This window comes from Qaidamihabitans albus (assembly GCF_016464705.1).
Taxonomy (GTDB): Bacteria; Actinomycetota; Actinomycetes; order Mycobacteriales; family Pseudonocardiaceae; genus Qaidamihabitans; species Qaidamihabitans albus.
Genome location: NZ_JAEHOB010000003.1, coordinates 15,275 through 40,609, shown reverse-complemented (window position 1 = coordinate 40,609; position 25,335 = coordinate 15,275). Strand labels below are relative to the sequence as shown.

Genomic DNA, 25,335 nt, shown 5'->3' with positions numbered 1-25,335 from the left:
CCATTCGGGGGTGATCGTTAAACGAATGGGTAGATCGTGCACACCCTCAGGTCACGTCCAATGCTTGAGCCAGGTCCCGCCAGAGGTCGTCCGGATCCTCCAGCCCGACGCTGAAGCGGAGCCGGCCGCCCGGCACGTGCGCGTCCGACGGCCGCGCGGCACGCCGCTCGATCGAGCTCTCCACGCCGCCGAGGCTCGTCGCGTGCCGGACCAGGTGCAGGTTCGCGCACACCCGGTCGGCGGCGTTCGCGTCGGCGAGGTCGAAAGCGATCATGACGCCCGCGTCCGGGTACCGCACCCGCGTCACGGCCGGATGCCCGGCGAGGCGCTCGGCGAGCAGCGCCGCCGTGCGCGATGCCTCCGCGTACCGCACCGGCAGGGTGCGCAGCCCGCGCAGCGCGAGCCATGCCTCCAGCGCACCGGGTGTCGCTCCACCCCGGACACGGGCGTCGCGCAACCGGCCCGCCAGCGCCGCGTCGGCGGTCACGGTCAGCCCGAGCAGCAGGTCGCTGTGCCCGCCGATGAGCTTCGTGGCGCTGTGCACGACGATGTCGGCGCCCTGCGAAAGCGGCTGCCGGCCGAGCGGCGTGGCGAACGTGTTGTCCACGGCCACAAGTGGCCGCTGCTCCTGCGCCGCCGCGGCTCGCGCGATCGCGGCGATGTCCATCGACTCCAGGCTCGGATTCGTCGGCGACTCCAGCCAGAGCAGCCCGGTCTCCTCCGCCGCCGCGGTCCAGGCGGCGGTGTCCTCCGGCGCGAGCTTGCGCAGGCTGAGGCGGCCCGCGCGCTCGGCGTGCTCGAACTGCCCGCGCGTGCCCGCGTAGCTGTCCGCAGGAACCGCGACGACGGCGCCGACGGGCAGCAGGTCGAGCACGGCGGACACCGCGCCCATGCCGGAGGCGAACGCGGTGGCGGTGCCGCCCTCCAGTTCGCCGATCGCCTCCTCCAGCGCGGCCCACGTCGCGGTGCCGTCCTCGCGCGAGTACTCCAGCCCGAGCGCACTCGCCGGCACGATCGGGGTGTTGGCCGGCCCCGCTTCGGCTGGCGGCCGCCCGGCGACGATGGCCCGCGTGCGCGGCGCCCAGTTGTCGTTCACGAAACCTCCACACCTCGGCGCGCACCGACGAGCCGTACGGCCACGGCCGCCGGATCGAGCGCGCTGATCAGTTCGTCGCCCGCCGCCCGCAGCGCGGCGATCGACATCGGTTCGAGCCGCTCAAGCAGGAACAGGCCACGGCGGCTGTCCTCCCTGAGCCGGGTGCGCACGCACTGCCGGTGGTTCCACCGGCGGCAGGTCACCCCCGCGTCGTCGCGCCACACGACCTCGCCCGGCTCGGCGTACTCGGTCACCGGCACGCCGGCGGAGACGGTATCGAAGGGCTCGTCGCCGTTCGCGCGCACCAGTCGCGGAAAGCCTACGTAGGCGTCGAGGTCCTCACCGCCGACGGGCAGCCGGTGCAGGACCGACACGGCGTTGTAGATGTCGACCAGCCGGTTCACCGCCGGCAGGTCGGCCCCGCGGCGCAGCAACGCCTCCAGCGAGTTCCGGGTGCGGCCGGGTTTCGCGCCGAACGCCCGGTACGCCTCCCGCCACGCCTCGACGTGCGGTTCGGTCACCGCGCCACCGGCGCGCCGGGCCCGCTCCAGCATCCGCCAGGCGGTCGTGTCGGCCGGTCCGGCGGGTAGCCCCTCCGCGACGATGGCGAGTACGGCGAAATCGGGCCGCAGTGCGGCCACGGCCGGGTCGACCCGTATACCGTCGAGGAAGGACGCGTGGTCATTCTGCTGAACCATGCGGGTCACTATACCGACCAAGGGAGTGCGGTTGCCGGACACCGAGTCGCTGGCGACGCTGGCGAGCCTCGCTCGCAACGTCCGCGCCCAGCGCGCGCGACGGCAATGGACGCTGGACACTCTCGCGGCGCGCTCCGGGCTGAGCAAGGGTGTGGTCGTGGCGCTGGAGCAGGGGCGGGGCAATCCCAACCTGGCGACGCTGATCCGGCTCAGCGACGCGCTCGGCGTCTCGCTCACCGCGTTGCTGGAAGGCGGGGAGCATCCCGCGGTCCGGGTGAGCGACCGGCCCGCCCTGCTCTGGGAGGGTCCCGCGGGCGGCACCGGCCGCCTGCTCGACGGCACCGACTCGCCGTCGCCGGTGGAGCTGTGGCACTGGCGGCTGGAACCCGGCGAGCGGCACGACAGCGAGGCACACGCGCCGGGCACCCGCGAGCTCATCCACGTGTACTCCGGCGAGCTGGTGCTGACCATCGGTGGCCAGGACGTGCGCGTGCCGGCGGGTTCGTCGGCGCGGATGACCGCCGACGAACCGCACGGCTACGGCAACCCCGGCGCGACCGCGGTCGACTTCGCCGGCGTCGTCGTCCCGCCCGCGACCTAGCGGGGACGCCGTGAGGAGAACTCCACCACCTGCTGGTAGGTCGGCCGGTTCTGCGTGCTGATCTTGTCCTGGGTGATCCCGCCGAGCGGCTGGTGGACGATCGAGTCCGCGCACCACTGCGCGCCGGCCGCACAGTGCTCGTCACCCGGGTAGACCTCCTCGCCCGGCTGCGCGGCCGCCTGCCGCACGGTCTCGGCGAGCACCTGGCGGCAGGCAGCAAGGTCACCGCCGCCGCAGAAAGGCGCGCCGAGCGGACCCGCCACCTCGTCACCGAGGACCGAGCGGATGTCCTTGTGCACGTAGCCCCACCAGCCCGCCTGGTAGGCCGATCCGCGATGGTCCACTCCGGACGGTGCCTCGTCGACCTTCAGCACCGCACGCATCGCGTCGAACGCCGGCGCACCCATACCCGGCTCGAACTGTGCGCGCACCAGCAGCGGCCACCACGCGTCCATGATCCGGATCGCCTCGGCGTGCGCGTAGGTCCTGCTGCCTGGCGCGGTCTCCGCGCGCAGGCCGCCGTCGGCCAGCCAGCCGCGCAGCTTCTCGACGGCGGCCGCGGCGGCGGCGTCGAGCGGCCCGCTGTCGAGTACCCGCAACAGTTGGGGCAGCACCCGCTCCGTCCGCAGGTCGGCCAGGCCGGCCTCGGCCATCACCCGCGTGAGGTCGGCCCGCGTCACCGGCGTACCGCTGTCGATCAGGTCCCGCACCCTGCGGTCCAGCAGGTCGCCGCGGTGCACCGCGGACTTCTCGTAGCCCGCCGCCGCGTAGTCCAGCGCCTGCGCGTTGTTCCAGCTGATGTAGTAGTCCTGGCCGATCGAGTTGGGATGCTCCTCGAACGGCGTGTACTCGGCCGTGTTGCCCTCCGGGTTCCAGCCCTGCCAGTCGAAGCCCTCGTGCACCGGCATACTCGGATCCACTGTGGACAGCCGAACCGGGTTGGCGCCCGAGTTGTAGTACGCGGCGTCGTCGGCGTCGGCGTAGAACCAGTTGAACGTGAAGTTGACCCTGTCGGCCGCCCGCTGGAAGTCCCGCGCCGAGCGGATCGCCCCGGGGTCGTTGAACTCCTGGAAGCCGAGCAGCGAGTCGACCTCGTGCAGGAAGCTCGACCGCAGCGTGGTGTAGGCGACCGGCTTGCCGTCCACGATCGCCCGGTGGGTCACCGGGCCGTAGCGCGTGCGGTAGCTGCGCAGCGTGTAGGAGCCCGCGGCCGTGCCGTCGGCGACCGTGGGCCGCCAGGAGTTGCGGCGCTCCACGGTCTCCATCGGCAGGCACTCACCGCGGAAGAGGTAGGAGTCGGACTCCTTGGTGACCGCTCCCCCGCCCGGTTCGCACAACTCGACGGCATAGGTGTCGATCACGTCCTGCGCGGACGTGGTGGCGCTCCACGAGTAGTCCTGGCCACGGCCGAGCAGCACGTACATGCTCAGACCGGCGAAGGACGCGCCGCGCGCGCTGATCCCCGGTCCCTGCAACTCCTGCAGCATCAGCAGTTGCGGCGCGAAGTAGCCGGTCTGCGGGCCGAACACGGCGACCGGGTGCCCGCTCTCGGTGTGCCTGCCGGAGACGACGAGCGCATTGGACATGCCGTGGCGCACCGGCTGGGTCACCTGGGCGCTTTCGGCCGAGCCCTGCGGATCGAAGACGAGCTGCTGCCTCTCGACCGTCCCGGGCTCGGGCATCGCCACGCCCTGCGGATCGGCGGGCGCCTTGCCGTACGGGAAGCGCTGGCCGTCGTGCAGCGTGCGCACCGCCTCCGGATCGTCCTCGGCGCGCAGGCTCCGCCACACCTGCTCGCCCTGTTCCAGCCCGTAGCGCTCCTGGATGGCGAGCTTCGCGATCGCCGCCTCCACCTCGCCGCCGCCACCGGCGCCGAACTGGGCACCGACCACGGAGGCGAGGACCACAAGGTCGGTCAGCTTGAAGGGCTCGATCGTGCCCGCGTTCGTGATCGCGTCGACCTGCCCGGTCAGCACGTACTCGCCGGGGAAGTAGCGGCCCCGGTGCGCGGCGCGGATGTAGGCGTTGATGCCTTCCACATACGACTGCGCGTCGGCGAGCCCCTGCTCGCCCCGGGGGCCGGAGTTCGCGATGCGGTTGATCTGCTGCTCCAGCTCCTCCTCGGTGTAGGGCGCCGCGGCGAAGAACTGCTGTTCGAGCTCGCGGTTGCCCTCCGCGCCCCCGGCGAACGGCGTGAGCCGGCCGCGGCCGACGTGCCGCATGACGTCCATCAGCCACAACCTGTCCTGCGCGGCGGCGTACCCGGCGCCGAACTCGGTACCCGATCGGGTGCTGCCGTAGATGTGCGGGATCCCGAGCTTGTCGCGGACGATCGTGACGTCCGCGCGCGGCTTGCGGACGCTCTCCACTTGGCCGTCCGGGACACCGAACGAGGCATCGTTGAAGAAGTCGTTGATCGTGTCGGTGGTCAGCCCCCGGTAACCGGACGCCAGCGCCGCGTACTTGCCCAGCTGGTCCGCCGCGTGCGGCGGCCTGGTGCCGAAGAGCTGGTGCGCGAGGATGTCCGCGAGTGTGGCGTTTCCGTTCTGACCCGGAGGCAGGATGTCGGAGCACTGCCCGACGCAGTGGTCCTCGTAGTCCTCGGCCTGCGGGGCGGACCGGGGTTGCGGAGCGGGCGCGGACTGCGCCTGGGGAGCGACCACGAGGCCGGCGGCGAGAGTTCCGATCGCGATGAAAGTGCCCAGACGTGTCCGCATGCCCGTATGCCCCTTCCGAACGTGACGAACGGCACGCTACTAACTCGGATTTAACATTGTGAAGAGTTTTCGCGTTCTTTCGCTCCGTAGGAGCATCGAGCGTTGGCGCAGGGTGACCGGTACGGTGACCGACCATGACTCCGCAGAGGCCCCGCGTCGACGTTCCCGAGGGCGAGCCACCCGCAGGACTCGAGGTATCCGACATCACGGTGGGCGACGGCGCCGAGGCGCGGCCGGGCACGACCGTGCACGTGCACTACGTCGGCGTCTCGTTCTCCACCGGCGAGGAGTTCGACGCGTCGTGGAACCGGGGCGCTCCGCTGAGCTTCCCGCTCGGCGCCGGGCACGTCATCCCCGGCTGGGACAGCGGTGTCGTGGGAATGCGCGTCGGCGGCCGGCGGCGCCTGGTGATTCCGCCCCATCTCGCTTATGGCGAACACGGTGCGGGCAGCGTCATCAAGCCGAACGAGACCCTGGTCTTCGTGGTCGACCTGGTGGACGTCAACTGAACGCTCGTGAGTGCGCACACGAGTTAGAACTCGCGTAGGCACTCACGAGGGACGGTGCTGGTGAGCGACCTGCGCGAACAGGGCTTCCCTGGAGTTCGAAGTGGGCGAGGAGGGAGTTGAACCCTCACGTCCTTCCGGACACACGGACCTGAACCGTGCGCGTCTGCCATTCCGCCACTCGCCCGAGCAACTGCGACAGCGAGATCAGCGTAGCAGGCCGCCCAGACGGGTTTCACCGGCCCCGGTGTTCAACACCCTGAACCCAGATACGATTCAGGGTGGGAAGTACGCGAGGGAAGGAGGGGTTGGCCAGGTGGGTCGCGTTCAGCGCTTCGACCGGCGTCTCGAGAACCTCGTGGGCAACACCTTCGCCCGGATGTTCGGGGGCAACGTCGTTACCCAGGAGGTGGCGCAGGATCTGGAGCGTGAATGCGAGGGCAACGTCCGTGAGCTCGCCGGTGGCCGGCTGCTCGCCCCCAACCACTACATCGTCTCCCTTGGGCCTGCCGATCACGATCGGATGGCGGGCGCGGAGCGTCCCGTCACACAGGTACTCGCGGATGCGGTGGCACAGCACCTCGCCGAGCACGGCTGGGACACCTATGGTGACGTCGTAGTTTCGCTCGAGCGCAACGAGGCGCTGCATACTGGACAGTTCAGGACCCGCTCGACCGTCGATCCCGACGTCAAGCCACACGACGCCAGGGCCGCGGCACGGTCAGCACGAACCAGCGACGCAGGAGACCGACCAATGAGCCAGCCCGGCGGCTACGGCCAATACGACCAGGGTGACCCGTACGGCCAGCAGGGTCAGTACGGCTACGGACAGGGGCAACCCGGTTACGACCAGGGGTACGGCCAGCCCGGCGGCTACGACCAGGGGTACGGCCAGCCACCACCTCCGGGATACGAGCAGGGCTACGGCGCCCCGCCACCCGGATACGACCAGGGCTACGGCCAGCCACCACCACCCCCTCCCGGCTACGACCAGGGCTACGGCGCCCCGCCACCCGGATACGACCAGGGTTACGGCGCGCCGCCCCCGGCTCCCGGATACGACCAGGGCTACGGCCAGCCACCACCTCCGGGATACGAGCAGGGCTACGGCGCCCCGCCACCCGGATACGACCAGGGCTACGGCCAGCCACCACCACCCCCTCCCGGCTACGACCAGGGCTACGGCGCCCCGCCACCCGGATACGACCAGGGTTACGGCGCGCCGCCCCCGGCTCCCGGATACGACCAGGGCTACGGCCAGCCACCACCTCCGGGATACGAGCAGGGCTACGGCGCCCCGCCACCCGGATACGACCAGGGCTACGGCCAGCCACCACCACCCCCTCCCGGCTACGACCAGGGCTACGGCGCCCCGCCACCCGGATACGACCAGGGTTACGGCGCGCCGCCCCCGGCTCCCGGATACGACCAGGGCTACGGCCAGCCACCACCTCCGGGATACGAGCAGGGCTACGGCGCCCCGCCACCCGGATACGACCAGGGCTACGGCCAGCCACCACCACCCCCTCCCGGCTACGACCAGGGCTACGGCGCCCCGCCACCCGGATACGACCAGGGTTACGGCGCGCCGCCCCCGGCTCCCGGATACGACCAGGGCTACGGCCAGCCACCACCTCCGGGATACGAGCAGGGCTACGGCGCCCCGCCACCCGGATACGACCAGGGCTACGGCCAGCCACCACCACCCCCTCCCGGCTACGACCAGGGCTACGCGGCGCCGCCGAGCCCGCCCGGTGGTTACCCCGCGCAGGCGCCGCCGCCGGATCCTTACGGCCAGCAGGGCTACGCCGCGCCGCCGATGCCGGGCGGTGGCCGCCAGTTGCAGGCCAGCTTGCAGCTCGACGACGGCTCGAACCGCTCCTACGCGCTGAAGCAGGGCGGCAACGTGGTGGGCCGTGGCCAGGACGCGGACTTCCGGCTGCCGGACACCGGCGTGTCCCGCAGGCATCTGGAGATCACCTGGGACGGTCAGAGCGCCACGCTCGCCGACATCGGTTCGACCAACGGCACCACTGTCAACGGCACACCGGTGCAGACCTGGCAGCTCGCCGACGGCGACGTCATCCGGGTCGGGCACTCGTCACTGGTGTTCCGTACGCAGGGCTGACAACCTTCGGATCGGCTAGGCCCGGCCACGCTGTTCGTCGTATTCAGCTCCTCCCGCACGGCCCGTATCCGGGTGTCCCGCATAATGGCGGCCGTGCGGGGACCCGTGGCGTCCCCGCATCGGGGTACCGGGGGCCCTGGCAGAAGGCGCAGAGATCCAGACAGACAGCGCCGCGGGCTGGGCGCGACGAGGGCGGGAGCTGACACAACAGGTGCCAGAGCTGGTCGTTCAACTCACCAGAGCAGGATTTCTCCTCCTGCTCTGGTTGTTCGTGCTCACCGCGCTGCGCGTGGTGCGTTCGGACCTCTACGCCGCGTCGGGCCTGCGGGTCAACGTGCCGAGCTTCCGGCGCGGCAAGGAGCGGAAGAAGCCGCGGGGCAGCAAGACCCCGCGGCAACTCGTGGTCACGCACGGAGCGCTCGCGGGCACGCGGATCGCCCTGGACGGCAGGCCGATCCTGATCGGCCGCGCGGACGACTCCACGCTGGTGCTCGACGACGACTACGCCTCGACCCGGCACGCCCGGCTGTCCCTGCGTGGTGACGAGTGGTATGTGGAAGATCTGGGCTCGACGAACGGGACCTACCTGGACCGGGCTAAGGTCACTGCACCACTCCGAGTCCCGCTCGGCGTCCCCATCCGGATTGGCAAGACGGTGATCGAGCTTCGCCCATGACACTCGTCCTTCGCTACGCGGCCCGCAGTGACCGTGGCCTGGTCCGTTCCAGCAACCAGGACTCGGTGTACGCCGGCCCGCGCCTGCTCGCACTCGCCGACGGCATGGGCGGCCACGCCGCCGGTGAGGTGGCCAGCAAGGTGGTCATCGCCTCGCTGGCCCCCCTTGACGACGACGAACCCGGCGACGACCTGCTCACACAGCTTCGCGAGGCCGTGACCCAGGGCAACGCCGCGATCTCCGAACTCGTGGCGGGCGACCCGGATCTCGACGGCATGGGCACGACGCTCACCGCTGTGCTGTTCTCCGGTTCGCGGCTCGGGCTCGTGCACGTCGGCGACTCGCGTGCCTACCTCCAGCGCGACGGCCAGTTCACGCAGATCACCCGCGACGACAGCTTCGTCAACGAACTTCTCGAACAGGGCCGGATCACCGAGGACGAGGCCGCGACCCACCCGCAGCGCTCGCTGCTGCTGAAGGCGCTGACCGGGCACGAGGTCGAGCCGAACTTCACCGTGCGCGAGGCGCGCGCGGGCGATCGTTACCTGCTGTGCTCGGACGGGCTTTCCGGCATGGTCAGCAACGAGACGATGTCCGAGGCCATGCAGATCCCGGATCCGCAGGAATGCGCCGACCGGATGATCGAGCTCGCCCTCAAGGGCGGTGGCACGGACAACGTCACCGTGATCGTGGCCGACGTGGTGGACGTCGACTTCGGTGAGGACGCCCCGATCGTCGGCGGCGCCGCCGGGGACGGCAGCGACGAGGGCCACCAGGGCGACTCGCCCGCCGCGCGGGCACGAGCGCTCACCGCGCAGCCGCAGCCGCAGCGGGTGGAGCCTGCGGAGCCCCCGCCGGACCCAAAAGCGAAACGCCGTAGGCGCTTCCGGTTGCTCGTCGCGTTCGGGCTGGCACTCGTGCTGCTCGCGGCCGCGGCGATCGCGACGCGCTACTTCGTCCTGCGGCAGTACTACGTCGGCGTGGGCACCGACCAGGAGGTCGTGATCTACCAGGGCGTGCCCGGGAGCATCCTGGGCTTCGACCTGCACAAGCGGGCCGAGGGCTCGTGCGCGCCCGAGGCGACGCTCTGCGAGCCGCTGCGGGTCAGCGACCTGCAGCAGGACGCGCGGGACGCCGTGCGCAACGGCGTGAAGCGGGATGGGCTCGCCGAGTCCCGCGACTACATCGACACCCTGCGGCGCAACAACGTGCTGGAGATCTGCGACGAGGAGCAGCCGCAGGGCGGCGGCGTCGTCGGCGGTATCGAGCGCGAGGACTCCGCCGGGCAGCAGACCGAGACGACCGCACCGGGACAGCGACAGCAGGGTGGGCAGCCGGGGGTGGACTGCCGCCCGGCGCCCAGCCCAGGCGGTGGCTGATGAGTCAGCCGGGAGCCGGCTCGCGGGCAGCGCAGTACGCCACCAACCCGCCCCGCGAAATGCCGAAGCGCAGCGGCACCGAACTGGCCCTGCTCGCGTTCGCCGCGTTCATCGTCACGTCGGCGTTCGTGCTCGTGCAGGCGAACCAGGAACAGGAACTGTCCTGGGACGTCGTCTGGTACGGCCTGGCCTACCTGGCGATCTTCGCCGTCGCGCACCTTGCCGTGCGACGCTGGGCACCGTACGCCGATCCACTGATCCTGCCGTGCGTGGCGTTGCTCAACGGCATCGGCCTGGTGATGATCTACCGGATCGACATGGCACAGGCCGAGCGGGCGATCTCGCTCAGCCAGGAGGTCACCGAGAACGCGCCGCGGCAGGTGCTGTTCACGGTGCTGGCGCTCGCACTGTTCCTCGCCGTGCTCATCGTGGTGCCCGATCACCGCACGCTCACCAGGTACGCCTACACGTTCGGGCTGGTCGGCATCGTCGCGCTCGCCCTGCCCGCGTTGCTGCCCAGTTCGCTCTCGGAGGTCAACGGCGCGAAGGTCTGGCTGAAGCTGCCCGGGTTCTCGATCCAGCCCGGTGAGTTCGCCAAGATCCTGCTGATGATCTTCTTCGCGTCGTTCCTCGTCGCGAAGCGCGACCTGTTCATGGCGGCGGGCAAGCGGGTCCTCGGCGTCGAGCTGCCCCGGGCCCGCGATCTCGGGCCGATCCTCATCGCCGCCGTCGCGTGCCTCGGCATCCTGGTGTTCGAGAAGGACCTCGGCACCGCGCTGCTGTTCTTCGGCATCGTCCTGGTGATGCTCTACGTCGCCACCGAGCGGATCATCTGGGTGGTCGTCGGGCTCGGCCTGTTCCTCGGCGGGGCGCTGATCGCCTACCAGCTGTTCACGCACGTGCAGCAGCGCGTCGCGAACTGGATCGACCCACTGGCCACCTACGACGATCCCGGCGGCGGTTACCAGATCGCGCAGGGTCTGTTCGGCCTCGGCACGGGCGGCGTCTTCGGCACCGGCCTCGGCGCGGGCAGGCCGGAGACGGTGCCGGAGGCCAACACCGACTTCATCACCGCGGCACTCGGTGAGGAGCTCGGCTTCGTCGGGCTCGCCGCGCTGCTGATGATCTACCTGCTGCTCGCGATGCGCGGCATGCGCGGTGCACTGGCGGTGCGGGACACGTTCGGCAAGCTGCTCGGCGGCGGGCTGTCGTTCACGATCATCATGCAGGTCTTCGTGATCGTCGGCGGGGTCACCAAGCTGATCCCGATGACCGGCATCACGACGCCGTTCCTCTCCTACGGCGGCTCCTCGCTGCTCGCCAACTACATCCTCGTCGCGCTGCTGCTGCGCATCTCCGACGCCGCGCGCCGGCCGCAGCCCGCGGCGAAGCCACGGCCACAGGCGCAGGCCCCGCTGGCCGAGGCGCACACGGTGATGGTCCAACGGCCGCAGCCCGCGGAAGGGGGGAGGACCGAATGAACACACCGCTGCGCAAGGTCGGGGTCGCCATGCTCGTCATGGTGACCCTGTTGCTCGTCAACGCGACCTACATCCAGGTCGTCAAGGCCGACGACTACCGCACCGACGGCCGCAACAGCCGCGTGCTGCTCGACGAGTACTCCCGGGAACGCGGCAAGATCGTGGCCGAGGAGGCCGGGCAGGTACTCGCGGGCGTCGAGCCGACCGACGACCGGCTCCAGTACCAGCGCACGTACTCGAACGGACCGATGTACGCCCCGGTCACCGGGTACTACTCGGTGCGCTACGGCGCGGACGGCCTCGAAGGCAACATGGACGAGTTCCTCAACGGCTCGGATCCGCGCCTGTTCGTGCGCAGGCTCTCCGACATGATCACCGGCCGGGACCCGCGCGGCGGCAATGTCCGGCTCACCGTGCGCCCCTCGGTGCAGGAGGCCGCGTACCGGGCGATGACCGACCGGGGCTACACGGGCTCGGTCGTGGCGCTCGACCCGAAGACCGGCGACATCCTGGCGATGGTCTCGACCCCCTCCTACGACCCGAACCGGCTGGCCTCGCACAGCAGCGAGGAGCAGCAGGCGGCGTGGGAGCAGTACACCGAGAACGAAGCCAACCCGATGCTCAACCGCGCGATCCGGGAGACCTACCCGCCCGGTTCGACGTTCAAGATCGTCACCACGGCCGCGGCGCTGGAGAACGGCGCGACGCCGGACACCAAGGTCACCAGCGCGGCCAACGTGACCCTGCCCGGCACCAGCACGACGCTGGAGAACTTCGGCGGCCAGACGTGCCCGGGCAGCACGCTGAAGGACGCACTCGCCTACTCGTGCAACACCGCCTACGCCGAGCTCGCCGGGAACCTCGGCGCGGAGAAGCTGCGGGAGACCGCGGCGGACTTCGGGATCGGGATGAGCGACCTGGAGATCCCGATGAGCGTGGTGCCCTCCTCGCTCGGCGACCTGGAGAGCGAGGCCGCGCTCTACCAGAGCGGCATCGGACAGCGTGACGTCAGGCTCACACCGATGCAGGACGCGCTGCTGTCGGCGACGGTGGCCAACGGCGGTGTCGCGATGAAGCCGCAGCTGGTGCGGGCACTGCTGGCGCCGGACCTCTCCACGATCGAGGAGTTCGCTCCCGAGGAGCTCACCGGTGAGGCGGCGATGTCCGCGGCCAACGCCGAGGCGCTCAAAGACATGATGATCGCCTCGGAGGAGAACACCAGCGGGGGCGGCAAGGACCCCTCGCTCAACATCGCCTCCAAGACCGGGACCGCCGAGCACGGCAGCGACCCGAAGGCGACCCCGCCGCACGCGTGGTACACCGCGTTCGCACCCCATGACGACCCGCGGATCGCCGTCGCGGTGATCGTCCAGTCCGGTGGCGACCGCGGCCTCGCCGCGACCGGTGGCTCCGTCGCCGCCGAGATCGGCCGGACGACCATCGCCGCCGCTCTCGGAGGTGGGTAGCGGATGCTGGCGTCGGGGCAACTGCTCGCGGAGCGTTACCGCCTCACCGGCCGGATCGCCGTCGGTGGGATGGGTGAGGTCTGGGAGGCCAACGACACTCGCCTCGACCGGACGGTGGCGGTGAAGATCCTCAAGGCGGAGTTGTCCGGTGACGCGGAGTTCCTGCACCGCTTCCGCACCGAGGCACGCACCACCGCCTCACTGAACCATCACGGGATCGCGGCGGTGCACGACTACGGCGAGACGGCTGAGCCGGGGACCGGGGCATCCGGCGCACACCACATCGCGTACCTGGTGATGGAGCTCGTGGAGGGCGAGCCGCTGGCGGCCATCCTCGCCCGCGAGCGGCGGATCTCGGCCGAGCGCACGCTCGACATCCTCGAACAGGCCGGGCGCGCGCTCCAGGCCGCGCACGAGCGCGGGCTGGTGCACCGTGACGTGAAGCCGGGAAACATCCTGGTCAGCGCCACCGGTGTCGTGAAGCTCACCGACTTCGGGATCGCCAAGGCCGCCGACGCCGCGCCGGTCACGCGCTCCGGGATGGTGATGGGCACCGCGCACTACATCGCTCCCGAGCAGGCCCTCGGACAGGACGCGGAGCCCGCGAGCGACGTCTACTCGCTCGCCGTGTGCGGCTACGAGTGCCTGGCCGGACACCGGCCGTTCCTTTCGGAGAACGCGGTGACCGTCGCCATGATGCACATCAGGGACCTGCCGCCGCCGCTGCCGCCGGACGTTCCGCCGGGCGCGCGAGCGGTGATCGAGGCGACACTGGTCAAGGACCCGCGGCAGCGTTACGCGGGTGGCGGCGAGTTCGCCAACGCGGTGGCCGCGATCAGGGCCGGGCATCCGCTGCCCGCCCCGGCGGGCATGGTCGGTGCCGGTTACGTGGGCAACCCGGCCGTCGCGGCGGGCCCGATGGCTCCGGTCGGCCCCGGCTCCCACCCCACCATGCAGCCGGTGACGCCACCGCACACCGGTGGTATGCCACATCCGGTACCGCCCCGGCGCCGCAGCCACGCCGGGTTGTGGATACTTCTCACGCTGGCCCTCGTCCTGCTCGTCGTTGCGGCAGCGGTGCTGGTGCCGCGGCTGCTGCGCCCGGAGAGCGAGGGATCACCGGGTCCGATCGACGTACGCCCGGCACACAGCGACGAGGATTCCGCCGGTATCGCGGACAACTGGTGGAACACCCGCGAACGTTCAACTGAGGAAGACGGCGTACAGGGCAAGATGGGCACGCCGCAGGCGGAGACCCGGAACGCGCTCGCCGAAAGCCCGGCGCGTTGGAGATGACACTGACGGAATGGAACGGCACCAGGCAATGAGCGCACCCCGACTGCTCTCGAACCGCTACGAGCTGGGCGACACGCTCGGCTACGGCGGCATGTCCGAGGTCCACCACGGTCATGACGTTCGGCTCGGCCGCGAGGTCGCCGTGAAGATCCTGCGTGCCGACCTCGCGCGTGATCCTCAGTTCCAGGAGCGCTTCCGCCGGGAGGCGCAGAACGCGGCCGCGCTGAACCATCCGGCGATCGTCGCGGTGTACGACACCGGTGAGGCGAACACCGACTACGGCCCGCTGCCCTACATCGTCATGGAGTTCGTCGAGGGGCGCACGCTGCGGGACATCGTCAAGACCGAGGGTCCGATGTCGCAGAAGCGGGCCATGGAGGTCATGGCCGATGTCTCCGCGGCACTCGACTTCTCCCACCGGCACGGCATCGTGCACCGGGACGTGAAGCCGGCCAACGTGATGATCACCCGCAACGGCGCGGTGAAGGTGATGGACTTCGGTATCGCGCGCGCGGTGCACGACGGCCAGGCCGCGATGACCCAGACCGCCGCCGTAATAGGGACCGCGCAGTACCTCTCGCCGGAGCAGGCCCGTGGTGAGCAGGTCGACGCCCGCAGTGACGTCTACGCCGCGGGCTGTGTGCTGTACGAGCTGATCACCGGTGAACCCCCGTTCACCGGGGACTCCCCCGTCGCGGTCGCCTACCAGCACGTGCGGGAGGACCCGCTGCCGCCGTCGGCGGTCAACCCGGCCGTCTCGCCCGAACTGGACGCCGTGGTGCTGAAGGCGCTCGCCAAGGGCGCGGCCAACCGGTACCAGTCGGCGGCCGAGATGCGCTCCGACCTGGTGCGCACGCTGTCCGGCCAGCGCCCGTCGGCGCCGATGGTGATGTCCGACGACGAGCGCACCCAGGTGCTCGGCGCCGGGACCAACAACGAGGACACGTACGCGGGTGGCCCGGACGGTTACGGCTACGACGACGAGGACGAGGCGCGGCGCAGGCGCAAGCGGCGGGGCCTCATCGCGGCGTTGCTCGCGGTGCTGGCCATCGCGGCGGTGCTGCTGACGCTGTGGCTCCTCGGCGCGTTCAAGAGCGAGCCCGACCTGGTGCCGGTCACCGACGTGCGCGGCATGGCCTATGAGCAGGCCGTGGCCGAACTGCGTGACGACGGCTTCAACAACTTCAACCGGCAGAACGTGCCCTGCGGCGGCGAGGAGACCGACGGCGAGCCGTCCTGCACGGCCGACCAGATCGACAGGGTCATCAACACCGATCCTCAGGCCACCGAGCGGGTCCCCACCAGCGAGCAGATCACGATCCAGGTCGGGGTGGCACCCGCGAAGGTGAAGGTGCCCGATCTGACCGGCATGAGCCGGAGCGAGGCGGAGGCGGCGCTGAAGGAGGCGGGTCTCGCCCTCGGAAACGTCAACGAGGTCGCGGTGGAGGATCCGAACACCTACGACAAGGTCATCGAGCAGAACCCCGCGGCGCAGACGGAGATCGAGAAGGGCCGGTCGGTCCAGATCACCATCGGCACGGAACCGGACATGGTGGAGGTCACCAACTACACCGGCAAGAGTTTCGAGGAGGCCAAGGCCGGGCTGGAGGCCGACGGGCTGACGGTGTCCCGTACCGACGTCGACTCCGACGCACCGGCCGGTCAGGTGGTCAGCCAGACGCCCAACGGGGGCAACGTACCGGTGGGCTCGCAGGTGCAGCTCGAGGTCTCCAACGGTTCACAGCAGACGATCGAGATGCCGGACCTGACCGGGATGACGGAGGATCAGGCGCTGGCCACCCTGCGCGAGGCCGGCTGGGAAGGCAACGTGAACCGGCAGACCGAAGAGGTCAGCGACGACAGCGACATCGGCAAGGTGACCAACACCGACCCGTCGCGGGGCAGCACGATCACGAAGAGCCAGGCGATCACGCTCTTCATCGGGGCGGACGACGACGGTGCGACGGAGACCTCGGAGTCGGAGCCGGGCATTCCGGGCCTGCCCGGCAACAACAACGGCTGAGGCCGGCTGGTGAGTGCCGGCGCGAGTTCTGGCTCGTGCCGGCACTCACGAGCCTTACCTCGCGCAAGGTCACGCGGTGGCGGCGGCCTTCTGCAGTGACCTCGTGGTGTGTTCGAGCTCGTCCACGACGCTCGCGTCCACCGGGTGACCCGCCCCGGCCATCCAGTTCGCCAGCATCCGGTGCCCACCCTCGGTGAGCACCGACTCGGGGTGGAACTGGACGCCCTCCACCGGCAGCTTCCGGTGCCGCATTCCCATGACCACACCCGCGTCGGTGCGGGCGGTCACCGCGAACTCGTCCGGGATCGTGTCGGCGAGCACGGTGAGCGAGTGATACCGGGTGGCCGTGAACGGGTCGGGCAGCCCCGCGAGCACACCCTGCCCGTTGTGCCGGACCTGGCTGGTCTTGCCGTGCAACAGCTCGTGCGCCCGGTCGACGGTGGCACCCCAGGCGGCCCCGATGGCCTGGTGACCGAGGCAGACGCCGAGCATGGGCACCCGCTCGCTCGCGCAACGGCGGACAACATCGACGCTCTGCCCGGCGCGCTCAGGGGTGCCCGGTCCTGGCGAGACGAGCACACCGTCGAACGAGGCGATCTCGTCGAGCTCCACGACGTCGTTCCGGCGCACCGTGCAGTCCGCGCCGAGCTGGGCGAGGTACTGCACGAGGTTGTAGACGAAGCTGTCGTAGTTGTCGACGACGAGTACGCGCATACCGGACAGCCTAGCCGCTCAGGAGGGGTCCACCGCGACGTCGTTGAACGGCAGCAGCGGCTCGGCCCACGGGAACACCACGAACATCAGCAGCGCCACCGCGCCGAGCAGCAGCACGACCGCGAGCGCGGCCCGCACCGCCACCGGGCCGGGCAGGTGCCGCCAGATCCAGCCGTACATCAGGCCTCCCCGATCTCGCGCAGCAGCTCCTCGTATCCCGCGCCCGGCTGCTTCCGGAACTGGTTGGTCAGCACCGAGTGGATGATCAGCCGCTCGCGGTCGGAGAACTGCGGGTGGCAGGTGGTCAGCGTGAGCAGGGCCGCCTGCGACGCCGGGGGCAGGGTGCTCTCCGGCTTGTACGGCACCGGAGCCACCGCGTCGCCCCGGTCGGGCGTGACGATGACCCGGCCGAACGTCTCGTCGTAGGCGCCCTGCTCGTCCTGCAGCGGGGCGACGTTGGCGCAGCGCGGGTCGCGGGCCTTGCCTTGCGCCCAGCCGGCCACCTCGCCGGACATCGGCAGCACCCGGTACACGAAGAAGCTGTCCACCGTCTCGATGACGATGGCGTCACAGGAGTTCAGCAGGTCGAGGTCGTTGAACGGCGCACCCTTGCCGACCCGGTGCCCGGCGACCCCGAAGTTGCCCGGTTCCCCGGGCATCGCCGTCTCCTTGTAGTGCCCTGGGCCAACCTCCAGTGCCGCGCCGTCCACCCCCTGCTGAACGGTGAATCCCCAGTCCGCGCCGAACGACGGGATGTAGATCCGGGCGAACGCCGTGCCGTCGGCGAGGTCGGCGTGCAGCTCGCGTTCCTGCGACCACCGCTCGTCGAGGGCCGCGCTGGCCTCCCGTTGCAGCTGCGCCGACATCAGGTTCGTCACATACAGCTCGTAGACCACGAACAGCAGCACGACCACCCCGAGGGTGATGAGAACTTCGCCGAACGTGCGCACGGCCGCCCGTCCCGCGCCACCGCCGGAGCGCGGCGGCTCGGGCGGTCTCACCGGCGGTTTGGCCGGTGGCTGCCGTGGCGGGCCCTGCGGCCGGCGAGGCCGGCCGGACGCGTCTCGCGGTGGCTGTGCCTGGGGCCGCCGCTGCGGGCCGCCCGGTCTGCGGGCGAAGCCGGGGACGGGAATCTCCCGGGTCTCCGGCTCCTCGTACCTCGACAAGCGAGCTCCTCTCGAGCACCTGCCGTGCTCGTTTCCCGATCCAAGCTTTGGCGCGGCGCTCGCTCCCCGGTTCTAGCGGCCGCTCGATTACGTTAACGTGTTCAGTAGGCGGCGGTTGCGCACCGCCGCGGATATGCCCGACAGCACGCGAGGACTCTCATGCCCAAGTCCAAGGTCCGTAAGAAGACGGCCTACACCCCGCCGACCGATCGCCGCACCCCGGTGAAGGTACGTGCGGCGGGCCCGTCGCATCCGATCTACAAGGGTGTGATGTTCGGGCTGATGCTACTCGGCCTGCTCTGGCTCGTCGTGAACTATCTCGCGGGCGACAAGATCCCGTTCATGCTCGAACTCGGCAACTGGAACTTCGCGATCGGGTTCGCCCTGATGATCTCCGGCCTGCTGATGACGATGCGCTGGCGGTGATGGGCCGAACGGCGGAATCGAACTACAACGGTGTGACTAATCCCCACTGTGGATAACACCTGTGGATAGCTCAGGCGCGCGGTGGGCGCCGCATATCGGTTTGGTGACGATCGGCTGGCTGATCGCGGCGATCGCCGCCACCAGCGCCGTCACAACCGGACTCTCCGGCGACCGCCCGGGCGCCGTGCTGTTCGGCGTGGCCGCGCTCGCGGCGACCGTCGTGGCCGCGCACGGCACCCTGGTGCGGCCCAGGCTCGCCGCCGACGCGTGGGGCGTCCGCGTTCGCACGCTCGGCGGCACGCGGCGGCTGGACTGGTCCGAGGTGCGGCTACGGCTGGCGACGACGCGCCGGTTCGGCCGGGACGTCACCGTGCTCGAGGTGGAGTCGGACGAGCTGGTCGTCCTCGGCTGGATCGAGCTCGGCGCCGACCCGCGGGACGTGCACGACGCCCTCACCGCGCTGCGCACCTCGTGAGTGCGGAGTCGAGTTCCAACTCGGGTGGGCACTCACGACTAGCAGGCCACTCCCTGCGAGCCGCAGATCAGCTCGGCGAGCTGTGCGTCCCGGTAGAGGACGAGGCCGAGCAGTGCGACCGCCAGCAGCGCGAGCGTGCCCGCCTGGTAGGCGGTGCGCCGCTTCTCCGGGGCGTAGACCATCGCCACCATCACCAGCGCGCCGATCACCAGCCCGCCGAGATGGCCCAGCAGCGAGATGTTCGGGATGGTCACCGTGATGATGAGGTTCAGCACGATGATGCCGATGGCGCCGGTGGGGTTGAGCCGCAGCCGCAGCACGGCGACGAGGAGTGCACCGAGCAGCCCGTAGACGGCACCGGACGCGCCCGCGGTGCCCGTCTGGATGTCGCCGAACGCGAAGACGGCGGTCGAGCCGCCCAGCAGGGACACCAGGTAGAGGCCCAGGAACCTGACCTTGCCGAGCAGGGCCTCCAGATCCCGGCCGAGGATCCAGAGCGCGAACATGTTCATCGCGAGGTGGAGCAGGCCGTAGTGCAGGAAGCCGGAGGTGAGCAGGCGCCACCACTCGTCCTGCACCACGATCCCGACCGGCCAGAGCACCCCTTCGGTGAACACCGCCGAGTCGTCGTTGCGCATCGGGTCCTGTGCCTGCGCGGCGGTGAACAGGTACACCAGGACGTTGATCGCGATCAGCGCGGGCACCACGATCGGGCGCTGCGACATCCGCGCGCCTGCCACGGTCCGTGCGCCGTAGCCGGCCCGCCGGTACTGCGTCGCGGCGGCCTGCTGCTGCTGCCGTGCGGACTGCACACAGTCGATGCACTGGTGCCCGACCGACGCCTCCCGAAGGCAGTCCGGGCAGGCAGGCCGTTCGCAGCGCGTGCAGCGCAGACCGGTCTGCCGATCCGGATGCCACCAGCAGCCGGGCAACGCCTCCTGCTGGTGCGACTGCCCGTACTGAGGGGGATAGGGCGGTTGGCTCACGATGCTTCCAACCTACCGGCTTCCCGGTGGCTCAGTCCCGCTCGATGCTGACGTGCTCGACCACCACGTCCTCGAGCGGCTTGTCGGCAGGCCCCGTCGCGGTCCGCGCGATCGTGTCGACCACGTTGCGCGACTCCTCGTCGGCGACCTCGCCGAAGATCGTGTGCTTGAAGTTGAGGTGCGTGGTCGGCGCGACCGAGATGAAGAACTGCGAACCGTTGGTGCCCGGACCGGCGTTCGCCATCGCGAGCAGGTACGGCCGGTTGAACTGCAGCTCCGGGTGGAACTCGTCGCCGAACCGGTAACCCGGGCCACCGCGGCCCGTACCGGTCGGGTCGCCGCCCTGGATCATGAACCCGTCGATCACGCGATGGAAGATCGAACCGTCGTAGAACGGACCCGACTTCTCGCCCTTGGCGTTCGGCTGCGTGTACTCCTTCGCGCCCTCGGCGAGGCCCACGAAATTCGCCACCGTTTTCGGCGCGTGATCAGGGAAGAGATTGAGATGAATATTCCCCCGATTCGTGTGCAGGGTGGCCTTCACACTGGTTCCGGTGGGGGTTCCGCTGCTCTCAGTCACGCGACTCATCGTGCCATCTGCAGCGAGATCGGCCGGAAAGGGGCAGGATAGGGAGGGGGTTACAAGTGGAAGAACAGACGATTGACGAGGTGAAGGCCATGACTCGGGCCGCCAACAAAGCGGGGGAGTCGAACCAGACCGGCTCGCGTGACCTGCGTAAACGCGCTCTCGAAGTAGGCAGGGCGGGCGCCGATGCGGCCGCGCAGGCCGCTCAGGTCAGCCAGCACCGATTCGCCGAGAGCACCGAGGGCGCACGGAAGGAGTTCGCGAAGAACTCGCGCCGGACCCGCAAGCAACTGGCCCGCCAGGCGGCGCAGCGGCGCAAGGAACTCGCCAAGGGCACTACACACGCTCGCAAGCTCGCCGAAGAGCGCAGGGAGGAGCTGCGAGCACCGGGCCGCAAGGCCCGCAAGGCCGCCATCAAGGCGGCGAAGTCCGCCGGGCAGTCCAAGCGGAAGGCCAAGCGCGACTTCAAGCACGCCAAGAAGGAGTTCAAGGCCGCGATGGCCGAGGCAAAGGTCGCCGCCAAGGGTGAGAAGACCAAGCGCCGGAAGTGGCCGTGGCTGCTCGGCTTCGGCGCGCTGCTCGCCGGTATCGCCTATGCCACGCGGCCGAAGGCGGAGCCGCCGATCGCGCCGGCACCGCCCCGTAGCACGGATGCTCAGAAGCCCGGACCGGCCCAGTCCACGCAGAGCAAGCCCGCCGAGGCGGCGAGCTCGTCCCAGGCGGGGTCGGAGTCGAAGCAGTCCGGTCAGGCGAAGCAGTCGGGTGCGAAGCAGAGCAGCACCGGCAACGGGCAGCAGTCCACCAGCAAGTCCGGCACGGAGAAGAAGAGCTAGCTCTTCCCGCCGCGACGGCGAGGGCCACCTTCGGTGCGTGTCCGCACCGAAGGTGGCCCTCGCCTAATTCGACTCCGCTCAGGCGGCGGCGTGCTTGTCGATCAGCTTGCCGAGGCGGGGCAGTGCCTCCTCGACGTTCTTCTTCCCGTACGGGCGAAGCTTGTTGTAGACCTTCTTGATGCTGTCGCGGCTGCTCTTCTCGGCACGAGCGTCGGTGACACCGAGCAGCGCGTCCGACGCCTCATCGGCGCGCGTCGGCAGGTACGAGCCGAAGTCGGCCGCCCCGCTGGCCTTGAAGTCCGCGTAGATGGGCTCAAGGGCGGCGGAGAAGTCGTCGAGCAGGCTGTCCACGGCGGAACCGATGATGCCCGGCTTGATCTTCTTGACGGCTGCGTAGCCGGTCTTGATGACGGTGCCGGAGACGCCGCTCTTCTCTGCGACCTCCTCGTCCACCAGGGTCTGCAGGTCTGTCACGACCGCCGGGCGCCGGCTGGAGTCGAGCAGGATTTCCTTCAGGGTGTCAGCCACGGATTCCAATCCTTCGTCACTTCGAGATCAACGGTGCTGGTTCGCAGGGGGTCGTTCGCAACTCCGGCACACCACTGATCGGGTTACACCGGAAGGCGCGCCGGTTCCTTCGTGCCTGCGCGTGCCGGTCAGGGTAATACAAGATCAACTTTGCCTGCACGCAGTGGCATCTTGTCGTCACACTCAGATCCCGAGCGTGGAGATCGCCTGCGTGGCGACCGTGCGAGCCTTCACGCTCTGTTGCTGGTTCGTCGTCACGATCACCGCGTTGCCGTCCTTGGCCACGGCGTACACCGCACCGTCGTCGGACGACTCGTAGCCGCCCCGCCAGCCAGGGGGTTGCTCGGTCGGGTTCGACGAGTCGACCGGCGCGGCCTCGTCGACGAGTCCGGTCGCCACGGCCGGGTCACCGGTGTAGACACGGACGGTGAGCTGGACCTCGCCGTCCGGCCGGTAGAAGAAGCAGGCCGGATGCGGTTCGTCGGCCGACGTCCGCACCTCCGACACCTGCTGACCGTTCGACCGCGAGACGAACGCATCGTCGAGATAGGGACAGGGCCCGTCCTCGGTCGGCTCGGGAGCGGCGGGCAACGGCGCCGCAGCGCTGCTTCCGGGCGCCGGGGGCGGCGTGGATTCGGTGGATTCGCCGGCGCCGGTTCCCGAGCAGCCGGCCAGCAGCGCGGTGGCGACCGCGCCGAGCAGAACGAGTCGTCGCATAAGTCGGAGAGTGAACCAGACCTCGCGCAGGGCCCGCGCCGTGGCCCGCGGCAGTACGGTTCCGGCGTGAACTCCCTTCGTGGCTGGCCGTCCTTTCCCGGCGAACTCCCCCGCTTCGACCCGGCCGCGGCGCCGCGGCAACCCCACGAGCTCTTCCTGGAGTGGCTGCACGACGCGGGCGAGCAGGGCCTCGCCCCGCACGCCATGACGCTGTCCACAGTGGACGAGTCTGGCTTCCCGGACGCGCGTGTGCTGATCCTGAAGGCGGTCGACGCCGCAGGCTGGTACTTCGCGAGCAGCGCACACAGCCCGAAAGGCGTCGAGCTGGCCAGGGTTGCCCGCGCAGCGCTGACGTTCTTCTGGCCGCACCGCGGCAGGCAGGTTCGAGTGCGCGGGGCCGTGACCCCGCTCGGTGCCGAGGCCTCGGCCGCGGACTTCCGCGAGCGCCCGCCCGCGTCGAAGGTGGAGGCGTTCATCGGCGGCCAGTCGGCCGTGCTGGCGGACGAGCGTGAACTGGAGGACGCCGCGCGCCGGGCCGAACAGCGGCTCGCCGCGGACCCGGCCCTGGTGCCGGACGGCTGGACGCGCTACCGGCTGGCGGCGGACTCGGTGGAGTTCTGGCAGGCCGCCCACGACCGCAGGCACGTCCGGCTGCGCTACTCCCGTACCGACCGCTGGCGTACCGAACGCCTCTGGCCCTGAGACCAGTGCGCGCAAGCCTGCTTTTCTATGTAGTATGTCTGCTATCGATTGATGAACATATCGGATAGCAGGGATTTCATGTCGGTGAGCGAACTGAGCGTTCCCGCGCGCGGGGCCCGCCCGGGCCCGGACGTCGTGCTCGACGTTCGTGGCCTGCGGATGCGGTACGGGCAGGTGGACGTGCTCGACAGGGTCGACTTCCAGGCGTACCGCGGTGAGGTGCTGGCGTTGCTCGGGCCCAACGGGGCCGGAAAGACGACGACCATCGAGATCCTCGAGGGCTTCCGCATGCGATCGGCGGGTGCGGTCGAGGTGCTCGGCGTCGACCCGGCGAGGGGCGCGGAGGCATGGCGCGCCCGGCTGGGCGTGGTGTTGCAGTCCTGGCGCGACCACGGGAAGTGGCGCGTACGGGAGCTGTTGCGGCACCTCGGCTCCTACTACACGCCGTACTCGACGGAGAGCACACCGAGGCCGTGGGACGTCGACGAGCTCATCGCCGCGGTCGGACTGACCGAGCACGCGGACAAGAAGCTCAGCAGGCTCTCGGGCGGCCAGCGGCGCAGGCTCGACGTCGCGATCGGCATCGTCGGCAGGCCCGAGCTGCTGTTCCTCGACGAACCGACGGCCGGTTTCGACCCGCACGCGCGCCGCGAGTTCCACGACCTCGTGCACCGGCTCTCCGACCTCGACGAGACGACGATCCTGCTCACCACGCACGACCTGGACGAGGCGGAGAAGCTGGCCGACCGCATCCTGATCCTCGCCGGTGGATCGATCATCGCCGACGGTTCCGCCGACGCGCTGTCGCGGCGGATGTCCACCGAGGCCGAGGTGCGGTGGACGCGCGACGGCGAGCGGTTCGTCCACTCGACCTCCGACGCCACGACGTTCGTGCGCGAGCTGTTCGCCCAGCACGGTGCGGCGATCTCCGATCTGGAGGTGCGGCGTGCGTCGCTGGAGGACACCTACATGGCACTGGTACGTGAGTTCGAGTCCGGCCGCGGTGACGCGGCGGCCCGCTCCTTCGAGGTGGTGTCCCGATGAACACGAACGTCCTCGCCGCGCGCCGCGGCCTGACTCGCGGCGGCATCGAGCTGCGCCAGACCTTCACCAATGCGCAGGACCTGTGGGCCTACCTGTTCCCGGCCGTGCTACTGCTGGTCGTCATGACGTTCCTACGCGGCGCCTCGGTCCCCGGCACGGACTTCTCCCTCGGCGCGATGGTGCTGCCGAGTGTGCTCGGCATGAACGTCGCGTTCGGCGGGCTGGTGAACGCCGCCCAGCAACTGACGGTGGAGCGGGAGGACGGGACCCTGCTGCGGGCGAAGGCGGTGCCGGGCGGCATGCTCGGCTACCTCGTGGGCAAGGTCGTCGGCGTCTCCGGAATGGTGCTGGCCAGCGTCCTGCTCGTGCTGGTACCGGGACTGTTCCTCTTCGACGGCCTGGTGACCACGAGCGTGGGAGGCTGGCTCACCCTGGGTTGGGTGCTCCTGCTCGGGCTGGCGGCGACCATGCCGATCGGTGCGGTCTTCGGTTCGCTGTCCGCCAACCCGCGCAACCTGGGGTTGGTCGTGCTGCCGATCATGGGGCTCATCGCGATCTCCGGGATCTTCTACCCGGTCACGAACTTCCCGGAATGGCTGCAGGGGCTCGCGCAGGTGTTCCCGATCTACTGGCTCGGCCTGGGGATGCGTTCGGCGTTGCTGCCCGGAGGGCTGGCCGCCGCCGAGATCGGCGAGTCCTGGCGGCATCTGGAGACCGTGGGCGTGCTCGGTGTGTGGGCCGCGCTCGGACTGATCGTCGCGCCGATCGTGCTGCGCCGGATGGCACGCAGGGAGGCCGGATCGAGCGTGGCCGCGCGCCGCGAGAAGGCGCTGCGGAGGATCAGCTGATGGGCGAGACGATCTACAACCGCATCGCCGTGCTGCGGGCGGAACGTGGGGTCTCCCGCAGGCAGCTCGCCGAGGCGCTGGGCGTGCACTACCAGACGGTCGGCTACCTCGAGCGCGGCGAGTACAGCCCGAGCCTGCACCTCGCCCTGCGGATGGCGGAGTACTTCGAGGTGCCGGTGGAGGTACTTTTCTCGACTCGCCCGTTCCCGAGGATCGGCGCGGAACGCCCGGCCTGAGCGACGC

Annotated in this window: 25 protein-coding genes, 1 tRNA gene and 2 pseudogenes; 17 read left to right on the top strand and 11 right to left on the bottom strand. The window is 70.2% G+C overall.

Annotation, left to right across the window (positions count from 1 at the left end):
- Positions 1–46 precede the first annotated feature (46 nt).
- Both JAP66_RS06430 and JAP66_RS06425 read right to left on the bottom strand, forming a co-directional pair.
- Positions 47–1,096 (bottom strand): trans-sulfuration enzyme family protein, encoded by a 1,050-nt coding sequence (locus tag JAP66_RS06430; RefSeq protein WP_199430680.1) that lies wholly within the window; start codon positions 1,094–1,096, stop codon positions 47–49.
- Entirely contained in the window at positions 1,093–1,794 is a 702-nt protein-coding gene (locus JAP66_RS06425) for a B3/B4 domain-containing protein (protein ID WP_199430679.1), read from the bottom strand. Before JAP66_RS06425 ends, JAP66_RS06430 begins: the two co-directional genes overlap by 4 nt.
- Here JAP66_RS06425 and JAP66_RS06420 point away from each other — a divergent pair.
- Positions 1,793–2,395: a helix-turn-helix domain-containing protein gene (locus JAP66_RS06420; protein WP_199430678.1), complete on the top strand. Its 603-nt coding sequence runs from the start codon at positions 1,793–1,795 to the stop codon at positions 2,393–2,395. The two genes, JAP66_RS06425 and JAP66_RS06420, sit on opposite strands and share 2 nt — an antisense overlap.
- Here JAP66_RS06420 and JAP66_RS06415 read toward each other — a convergent pair.
- Positions 2,392–5,112 (bottom strand): penicillin acylase family protein, encoded by a 2,721-nt coding sequence (locus JAP66_RS06415; protein WP_199430677.1) that lies wholly within the window; start codon positions 5,110–5,112, stop codon positions 2,392–2,394. The genes JAP66_RS06420 and JAP66_RS06415 overlap by 4 nt on opposite strands.
- Before the next feature lie 134 nt (positions 5,113–5,246).
- On the opposite strand from JAP66_RS06415, the gene JAP66_RS06410 reads away from it, so the two are divergent.
- Entirely contained in the window at positions 5,247–5,621 is a 375-nt protein-coding gene (locus JAP66_RS06410; RefSeq protein WP_199430676.1) for an FKBP-type peptidyl-prolyl cis-trans isomerase, read from the top strand.
- Positions 5,622–5,722: 101 nt separating this feature from the next.
- Here JAP66_RS06410 and JAP66_RS06405 read toward each other — a convergent pair.
- Positions 5,723–5,805 (bottom strand) — tRNA-Leu (locus tag JAP66_RS06405).
- A 129-nt stretch (positions 5,806–5,934) separates the two neighbouring features.
- On the opposite strand from JAP66_RS06405, the pseudogene JAP66_RS32885 reads away from it, so the two are divergent.
- The 8 genes and pseudogenes from JAP66_RS32885 to pknB form a co-directional block, all read left to right on the top strand.
- Positions 5,935–6,888: pseudogene (locus tag JAP66_RS32885) on the top strand (DUF3662 domain-containing protein); the annotation flags it as partial.
- A 30-nt stretch (positions 6,889–6,918) separates the two neighbouring features.
- A pseudogene (locus JAP66_RS33480) lies at positions 6,919–7,746 on the top strand (FHA domain-containing protein); the annotation flags it as partial.
- Positions 7,747–7,957: 211 nt separating this feature from the next.
- On the top strand, positions 7,958–8,422 hold the full coding sequence (locus JAP66_RS06395; RefSeq protein WP_199430674.1) for an FHA domain-containing protein FhaB/FipA: 465 nt from the start codon (positions 7,958–7,960) through the stop codon (positions 8,420–8,422).
- A complete protein-coding gene (locus JAP66_RS06390) occupies positions 8,419–9,801 on the top strand; it encodes a PP2C family protein-serine/threonine phosphatase (RefSeq protein ID WP_199430673.1) in 1,383 nt (460 codons plus the stop codon). Before JAP66_RS06395 ends, JAP66_RS06390 begins: the two co-directional genes overlap by 4 nt.
- Positions 9,801–11,282, top strand: coding sequence for an FtsW/RodA/SpoVE family cell cycle protein (locus JAP66_RS06385; protein WP_199430672.1), 1,482 nt, complete (start codon positions 9,801–9,803; stop codon positions 11,280–11,282). The genes JAP66_RS06390 and JAP66_RS06385 overlap by 1 nt, the downstream gene beginning before the upstream one ends.
- A complete protein-coding gene (locus JAP66_RS06380) occupies positions 11,279–12,748 on the top strand; it encodes a peptidoglycan D,D-transpeptidase FtsI family protein (protein ID WP_199430671.1) in 1,470 nt (489 codons plus the stop codon). Before JAP66_RS06385 ends, JAP66_RS06380 begins: the two co-directional genes overlap by 4 nt.
- Before the next feature lie 3 nt (positions 12,749–12,751).
- A complete protein-coding gene (locus JAP66_RS06375) occupies positions 12,752–14,044 on the top strand; it encodes a serine/threonine-protein kinase (RefSeq protein ID WP_199430670.1) in 1,293 nt (430 codons plus the stop codon).
- Positions 14,045–14,072: 28 nt separating this feature from the next.
- Positions 14,073–16,067 carry a Stk1 family PASTA domain-containing Ser/Thr kinase gene (gene pknB / locus JAP66_RS06370; protein ID WP_199430669.1) on the top strand — a complete coding sequence of 665 codons (1,995 nt, stop codon included), beginning with the start codon at positions 14,073–14,075 and terminating at the stop codon, positions 16,065–16,067.
- A gap of 69 nt (positions 16,068–16,136) precedes the next feature.
- Here the strand turns inward: pknB and JAP66_RS06365 are convergent, their stop codons facing one another.
- From JAP66_RS06365 to JAP66_RS06355, 3 genes are read right to left on the bottom strand one after another with little or no spacing between them, the layout of a single operon-like run.
- Positions 16,137–16,781 carry an aminodeoxychorismate/anthranilate synthase component II gene (locus JAP66_RS06365; RefSeq protein WP_199430668.1) on the bottom strand — a complete coding sequence of 215 codons (645 nt, stop codon included), beginning with the start codon at positions 16,779–16,781 and terminating at the stop codon, positions 16,137–16,139.
- Positions 16,782–16,799: 18 nt separating this feature from the next.
- Positions 16,800–16,961 (bottom strand): hypothetical protein, encoded by a 162-nt coding sequence (locus JAP66_RS06360; protein ID WP_199430667.1) that lies wholly within the window; start codon positions 16,959–16,961, stop codon positions 16,800–16,802.
- Positions 16,961–17,947, bottom strand: coding sequence for a class E sortase (locus JAP66_RS06355; protein WP_210769807.1), 987 nt, complete (start codon positions 17,945–17,947; stop codon positions 16,961–16,963). Before JAP66_RS06355 ends, JAP66_RS06360 begins: the two co-directional genes overlap by 1 nt.
- A gap of 159 nt (positions 17,948–18,106) precedes the next feature.
- Here JAP66_RS06355 and crgA point away from each other — a divergent pair, with 159 nt between their 5' ends.
- Complete coding sequence (gene crgA / locus JAP66_RS06350) at positions 18,107–18,373, top strand: cell division protein CrgA (protein ID WP_199430666.1); 267 nt, start codon at positions 18,107–18,109, stop codon at positions 18,371–18,373.
- A 109-nt stretch (positions 18,374–18,482) separates the two neighbouring features.
- Complete coding sequence (locus JAP66_RS06345) at positions 18,483–18,848, top strand: PH domain-containing protein (RefSeq protein WP_307849492.1); 366 nt, start codon at positions 18,483–18,485, stop codon at positions 18,846–18,848.
- Positions 18,849–18,886: 38 nt separating this feature from the next.
- Here the strand turns inward: JAP66_RS06345 and JAP66_RS06340 are convergent, their stop codons facing one another.
- Positions 18,887–19,834: a rhomboid family intramembrane serine protease gene (locus tag JAP66_RS06340; protein WP_199430664.1), complete on the bottom strand. Its 948-nt coding sequence runs from the start codon at positions 19,832–19,834 to the stop codon at positions 18,887–18,889.
- Between the two features lie 31 nt (positions 19,835–19,865).
- Complete coding sequence (locus JAP66_RS06335) at positions 19,866–20,423, bottom strand: peptidylprolyl isomerase (protein WP_199430663.1); 558 nt, start codon at positions 20,421–20,423, stop codon at positions 19,866–19,868.
- A gap of 89 nt (positions 20,424–20,512) precedes the next feature.
- On the opposite strand from JAP66_RS06335, the gene JAP66_RS06330 reads away from it, so the two are divergent.
- Positions 20,513–21,253, top strand: coding sequence for a hypothetical protein (locus JAP66_RS06330; protein ID WP_199430662.1), 741 nt, complete (start codon positions 20,513–20,515; stop codon positions 21,251–21,253).
- 78 nt (positions 21,254–21,331) lie between these two features.
- On the opposite strand, the gene JAP66_RS06325 is transcribed toward JAP66_RS06330, so the two are convergent.
- Both JAP66_RS06325 and JAP66_RS06320 read right to left on the bottom strand, forming a co-directional pair.
- The gene (locus JAP66_RS06325) at positions 21,332–21,781 is read right to left on the bottom strand and encodes a DUF6918 family protein (RefSeq protein ID WP_199430661.1); all 450 of its coding nucleotides are present in this window, start codon (positions 21,779–21,781) and stop codon (positions 21,332–21,334) included.
- A gap of 183 nt (positions 21,782–21,964) precedes the next feature.
- Entirely contained in the window at positions 21,965–22,498 is a 534-nt protein-coding gene (locus JAP66_RS06320; RefSeq protein WP_199430660.1) for a DUF2020 domain-containing protein, read from the bottom strand.
- A gap of 66 nt (positions 22,499–22,564) precedes the next feature.
- Here JAP66_RS06320 and JAP66_RS06315 point away from each other — a divergent pair, with 66 nt between their 5' ends.
- The 4 genes from JAP66_RS06315 (at position 22,565) to JAP66_RS06300 (ending at position 25,328) form a co-directional block, all read left to right on the top strand.
- Positions 22,565–23,200 carry a pyridoxine/pyridoxamine 5'-phosphate oxidase gene (locus JAP66_RS06315; RefSeq protein WP_199430659.1) on the top strand — a complete coding sequence of 212 codons (636 nt, stop codon included), beginning with the start codon at positions 22,565–22,567 and terminating at the stop codon, positions 23,198–23,200.
- A 159-nt stretch (positions 23,201–23,359) separates the two neighbouring features.
- Positions 23,360–24,244 carry an ABC transporter ATP-binding protein gene (locus JAP66_RS06310; RefSeq protein ID WP_235998844.1) on the top strand — a complete coding sequence of 295 codons (885 nt, stop codon included), beginning with the start codon at positions 23,360–23,362 and terminating at the stop codon, positions 24,242–24,244.
- On the top strand, positions 24,241–25,092 hold the full coding sequence (locus JAP66_RS06305; protein ID WP_199430658.1) for an ABC transporter permease: 852 nt from the start codon (positions 24,241–24,243) through the stop codon (positions 25,090–25,092). The genes JAP66_RS06310 and JAP66_RS06305 overlap by 4 nt, the downstream gene beginning before the upstream one ends.
- Positions 25,092–25,328 carry a helix-turn-helix transcriptional regulator gene (locus tag JAP66_RS06300; RefSeq protein ID WP_199430657.1) on the top strand — a complete coding sequence of 79 codons (237 nt, stop codon included), beginning with the start codon at positions 25,092–25,094 and terminating at the stop codon, positions 25,326–25,328. Before JAP66_RS06305 ends, JAP66_RS06300 begins: the two co-directional genes overlap by 1 nt.
- The last annotated feature ends 7 nt before the right edge of the window (positions 25,329–25,335 follow it).

Coding starts and splice junctions, on each gene's coding strand:
- JAP66_RS06420 (WP_199430678.1), top strand. CDS start 1,793: ATGCGGGTCACTATACCGACCAAGGGAGTGCGGTTGCCGGACACCGAG.
- JAP66_RS06425 (WP_199430679.1), bottom strand. CDS start 1,794: ATGGTTCAGCAGAATGACCACGCGTCCTTCCTCGACGGTATACGGGTC.
- JAP66_RS06415 (WP_199430677.1), bottom strand. CDS start 5,112: ATGCGGACACGTCTGGGCACTTTCATCGCGATCGGAACTCTCGCCGCC.
- JAP66_RS06410 (WP_199430676.1), top strand. CDS start 5,247: ATGACTCCGCAGAGGCCCCGCGTCGACGTTCCCGAGGGCGAGCCACCC.
- JAP66_RS06390 (WP_199430673.1), top strand. CDS start 8,419: ATGACACTCGTCCTTCGCTACGCGGCCCGCAGTGACCGTGGCCTGGTC.
- JAP66_RS06385 (WP_199430672.1), top strand. CDS start 9,801: ATGAGTCAGCCGGGAGCCGGCTCGCGGGCAGCGCAGTACGCCACCAAC.
- JAP66_RS06380 (WP_199430671.1), top strand. CDS start 11,279: ATGAACACACCGCTGCGCAAGGTCGGGGTCGCCATGCTCGTCATGGTG.
- JAP66_RS06375 (WP_199430670.1), top strand. CDS start 12,752: ATGCTGGCGTCGGGGCAACTGCTCGCGGAGCGTTACCGCCTCACCGGC.
- pknB (WP_199430669.1), top strand. CDS start 14,073: ATGAGCGCACCCCGACTGCTCTCGAACCGCTACGAGCTGGGCGACACG.
- JAP66_RS06365 (WP_199430668.1), bottom strand. CDS start 16,781: ATGCGCGTACTCGTCGTCGACAACTACGACAGCTTCGTCTACAACCTC.
- JAP66_RS06360 (WP_199430667.1), bottom strand. CDS start 16,961: ATGTACGGCTGGATCTGGCGGCACCTGCCCGGCCCGGTGGCGGTGCGG.
- crgA (WP_199430666.1), top strand. CDS start 18,107: ATGCCCAAGTCCAAGGTCCGTAAGAAGACGGCCTACACCCCGCCGACC.
- JAP66_RS06335 (WP_199430663.1), bottom strand. CDS start 20,423: ATGAGTCGCGTGACTGAGAGCAGCGGAACCCCCACCGGAACCAGTGTG.
- JAP66_RS06330 (WP_199430662.1), top strand. CDS start 20,513: ATGACTCGGGCCGCCAACAAAGCGGGGGAGTCGAACCAGACCGGCTCG.
- JAP66_RS06320 (WP_199430660.1), bottom strand. CDS start 22,498: ATGCGACGACTCGTTCTGCTCGGCGCGGTCGCCACCGCGCTGCTGGCC.
- JAP66_RS06310 (WP_235998844.1), top strand. CDS start 23,360: ATGCGGTACGGGCAGGTGGACGTGCTCGACAGGGTCGACTTCCAGGCG.
- JAP66_RS06305 (WP_199430658.1), top strand. CDS start 24,241: ATGAACACGAACGTCCTCGCCGCGCGCCGCGGCCTGACTCGCGGCGGC.
- JAP66_RS06300 (WP_199430657.1), top strand. CDS start 25,092: ATGGGCGAGACGATCTACAACCGCATCGCCGTGCTGCGGGCGGAACGT.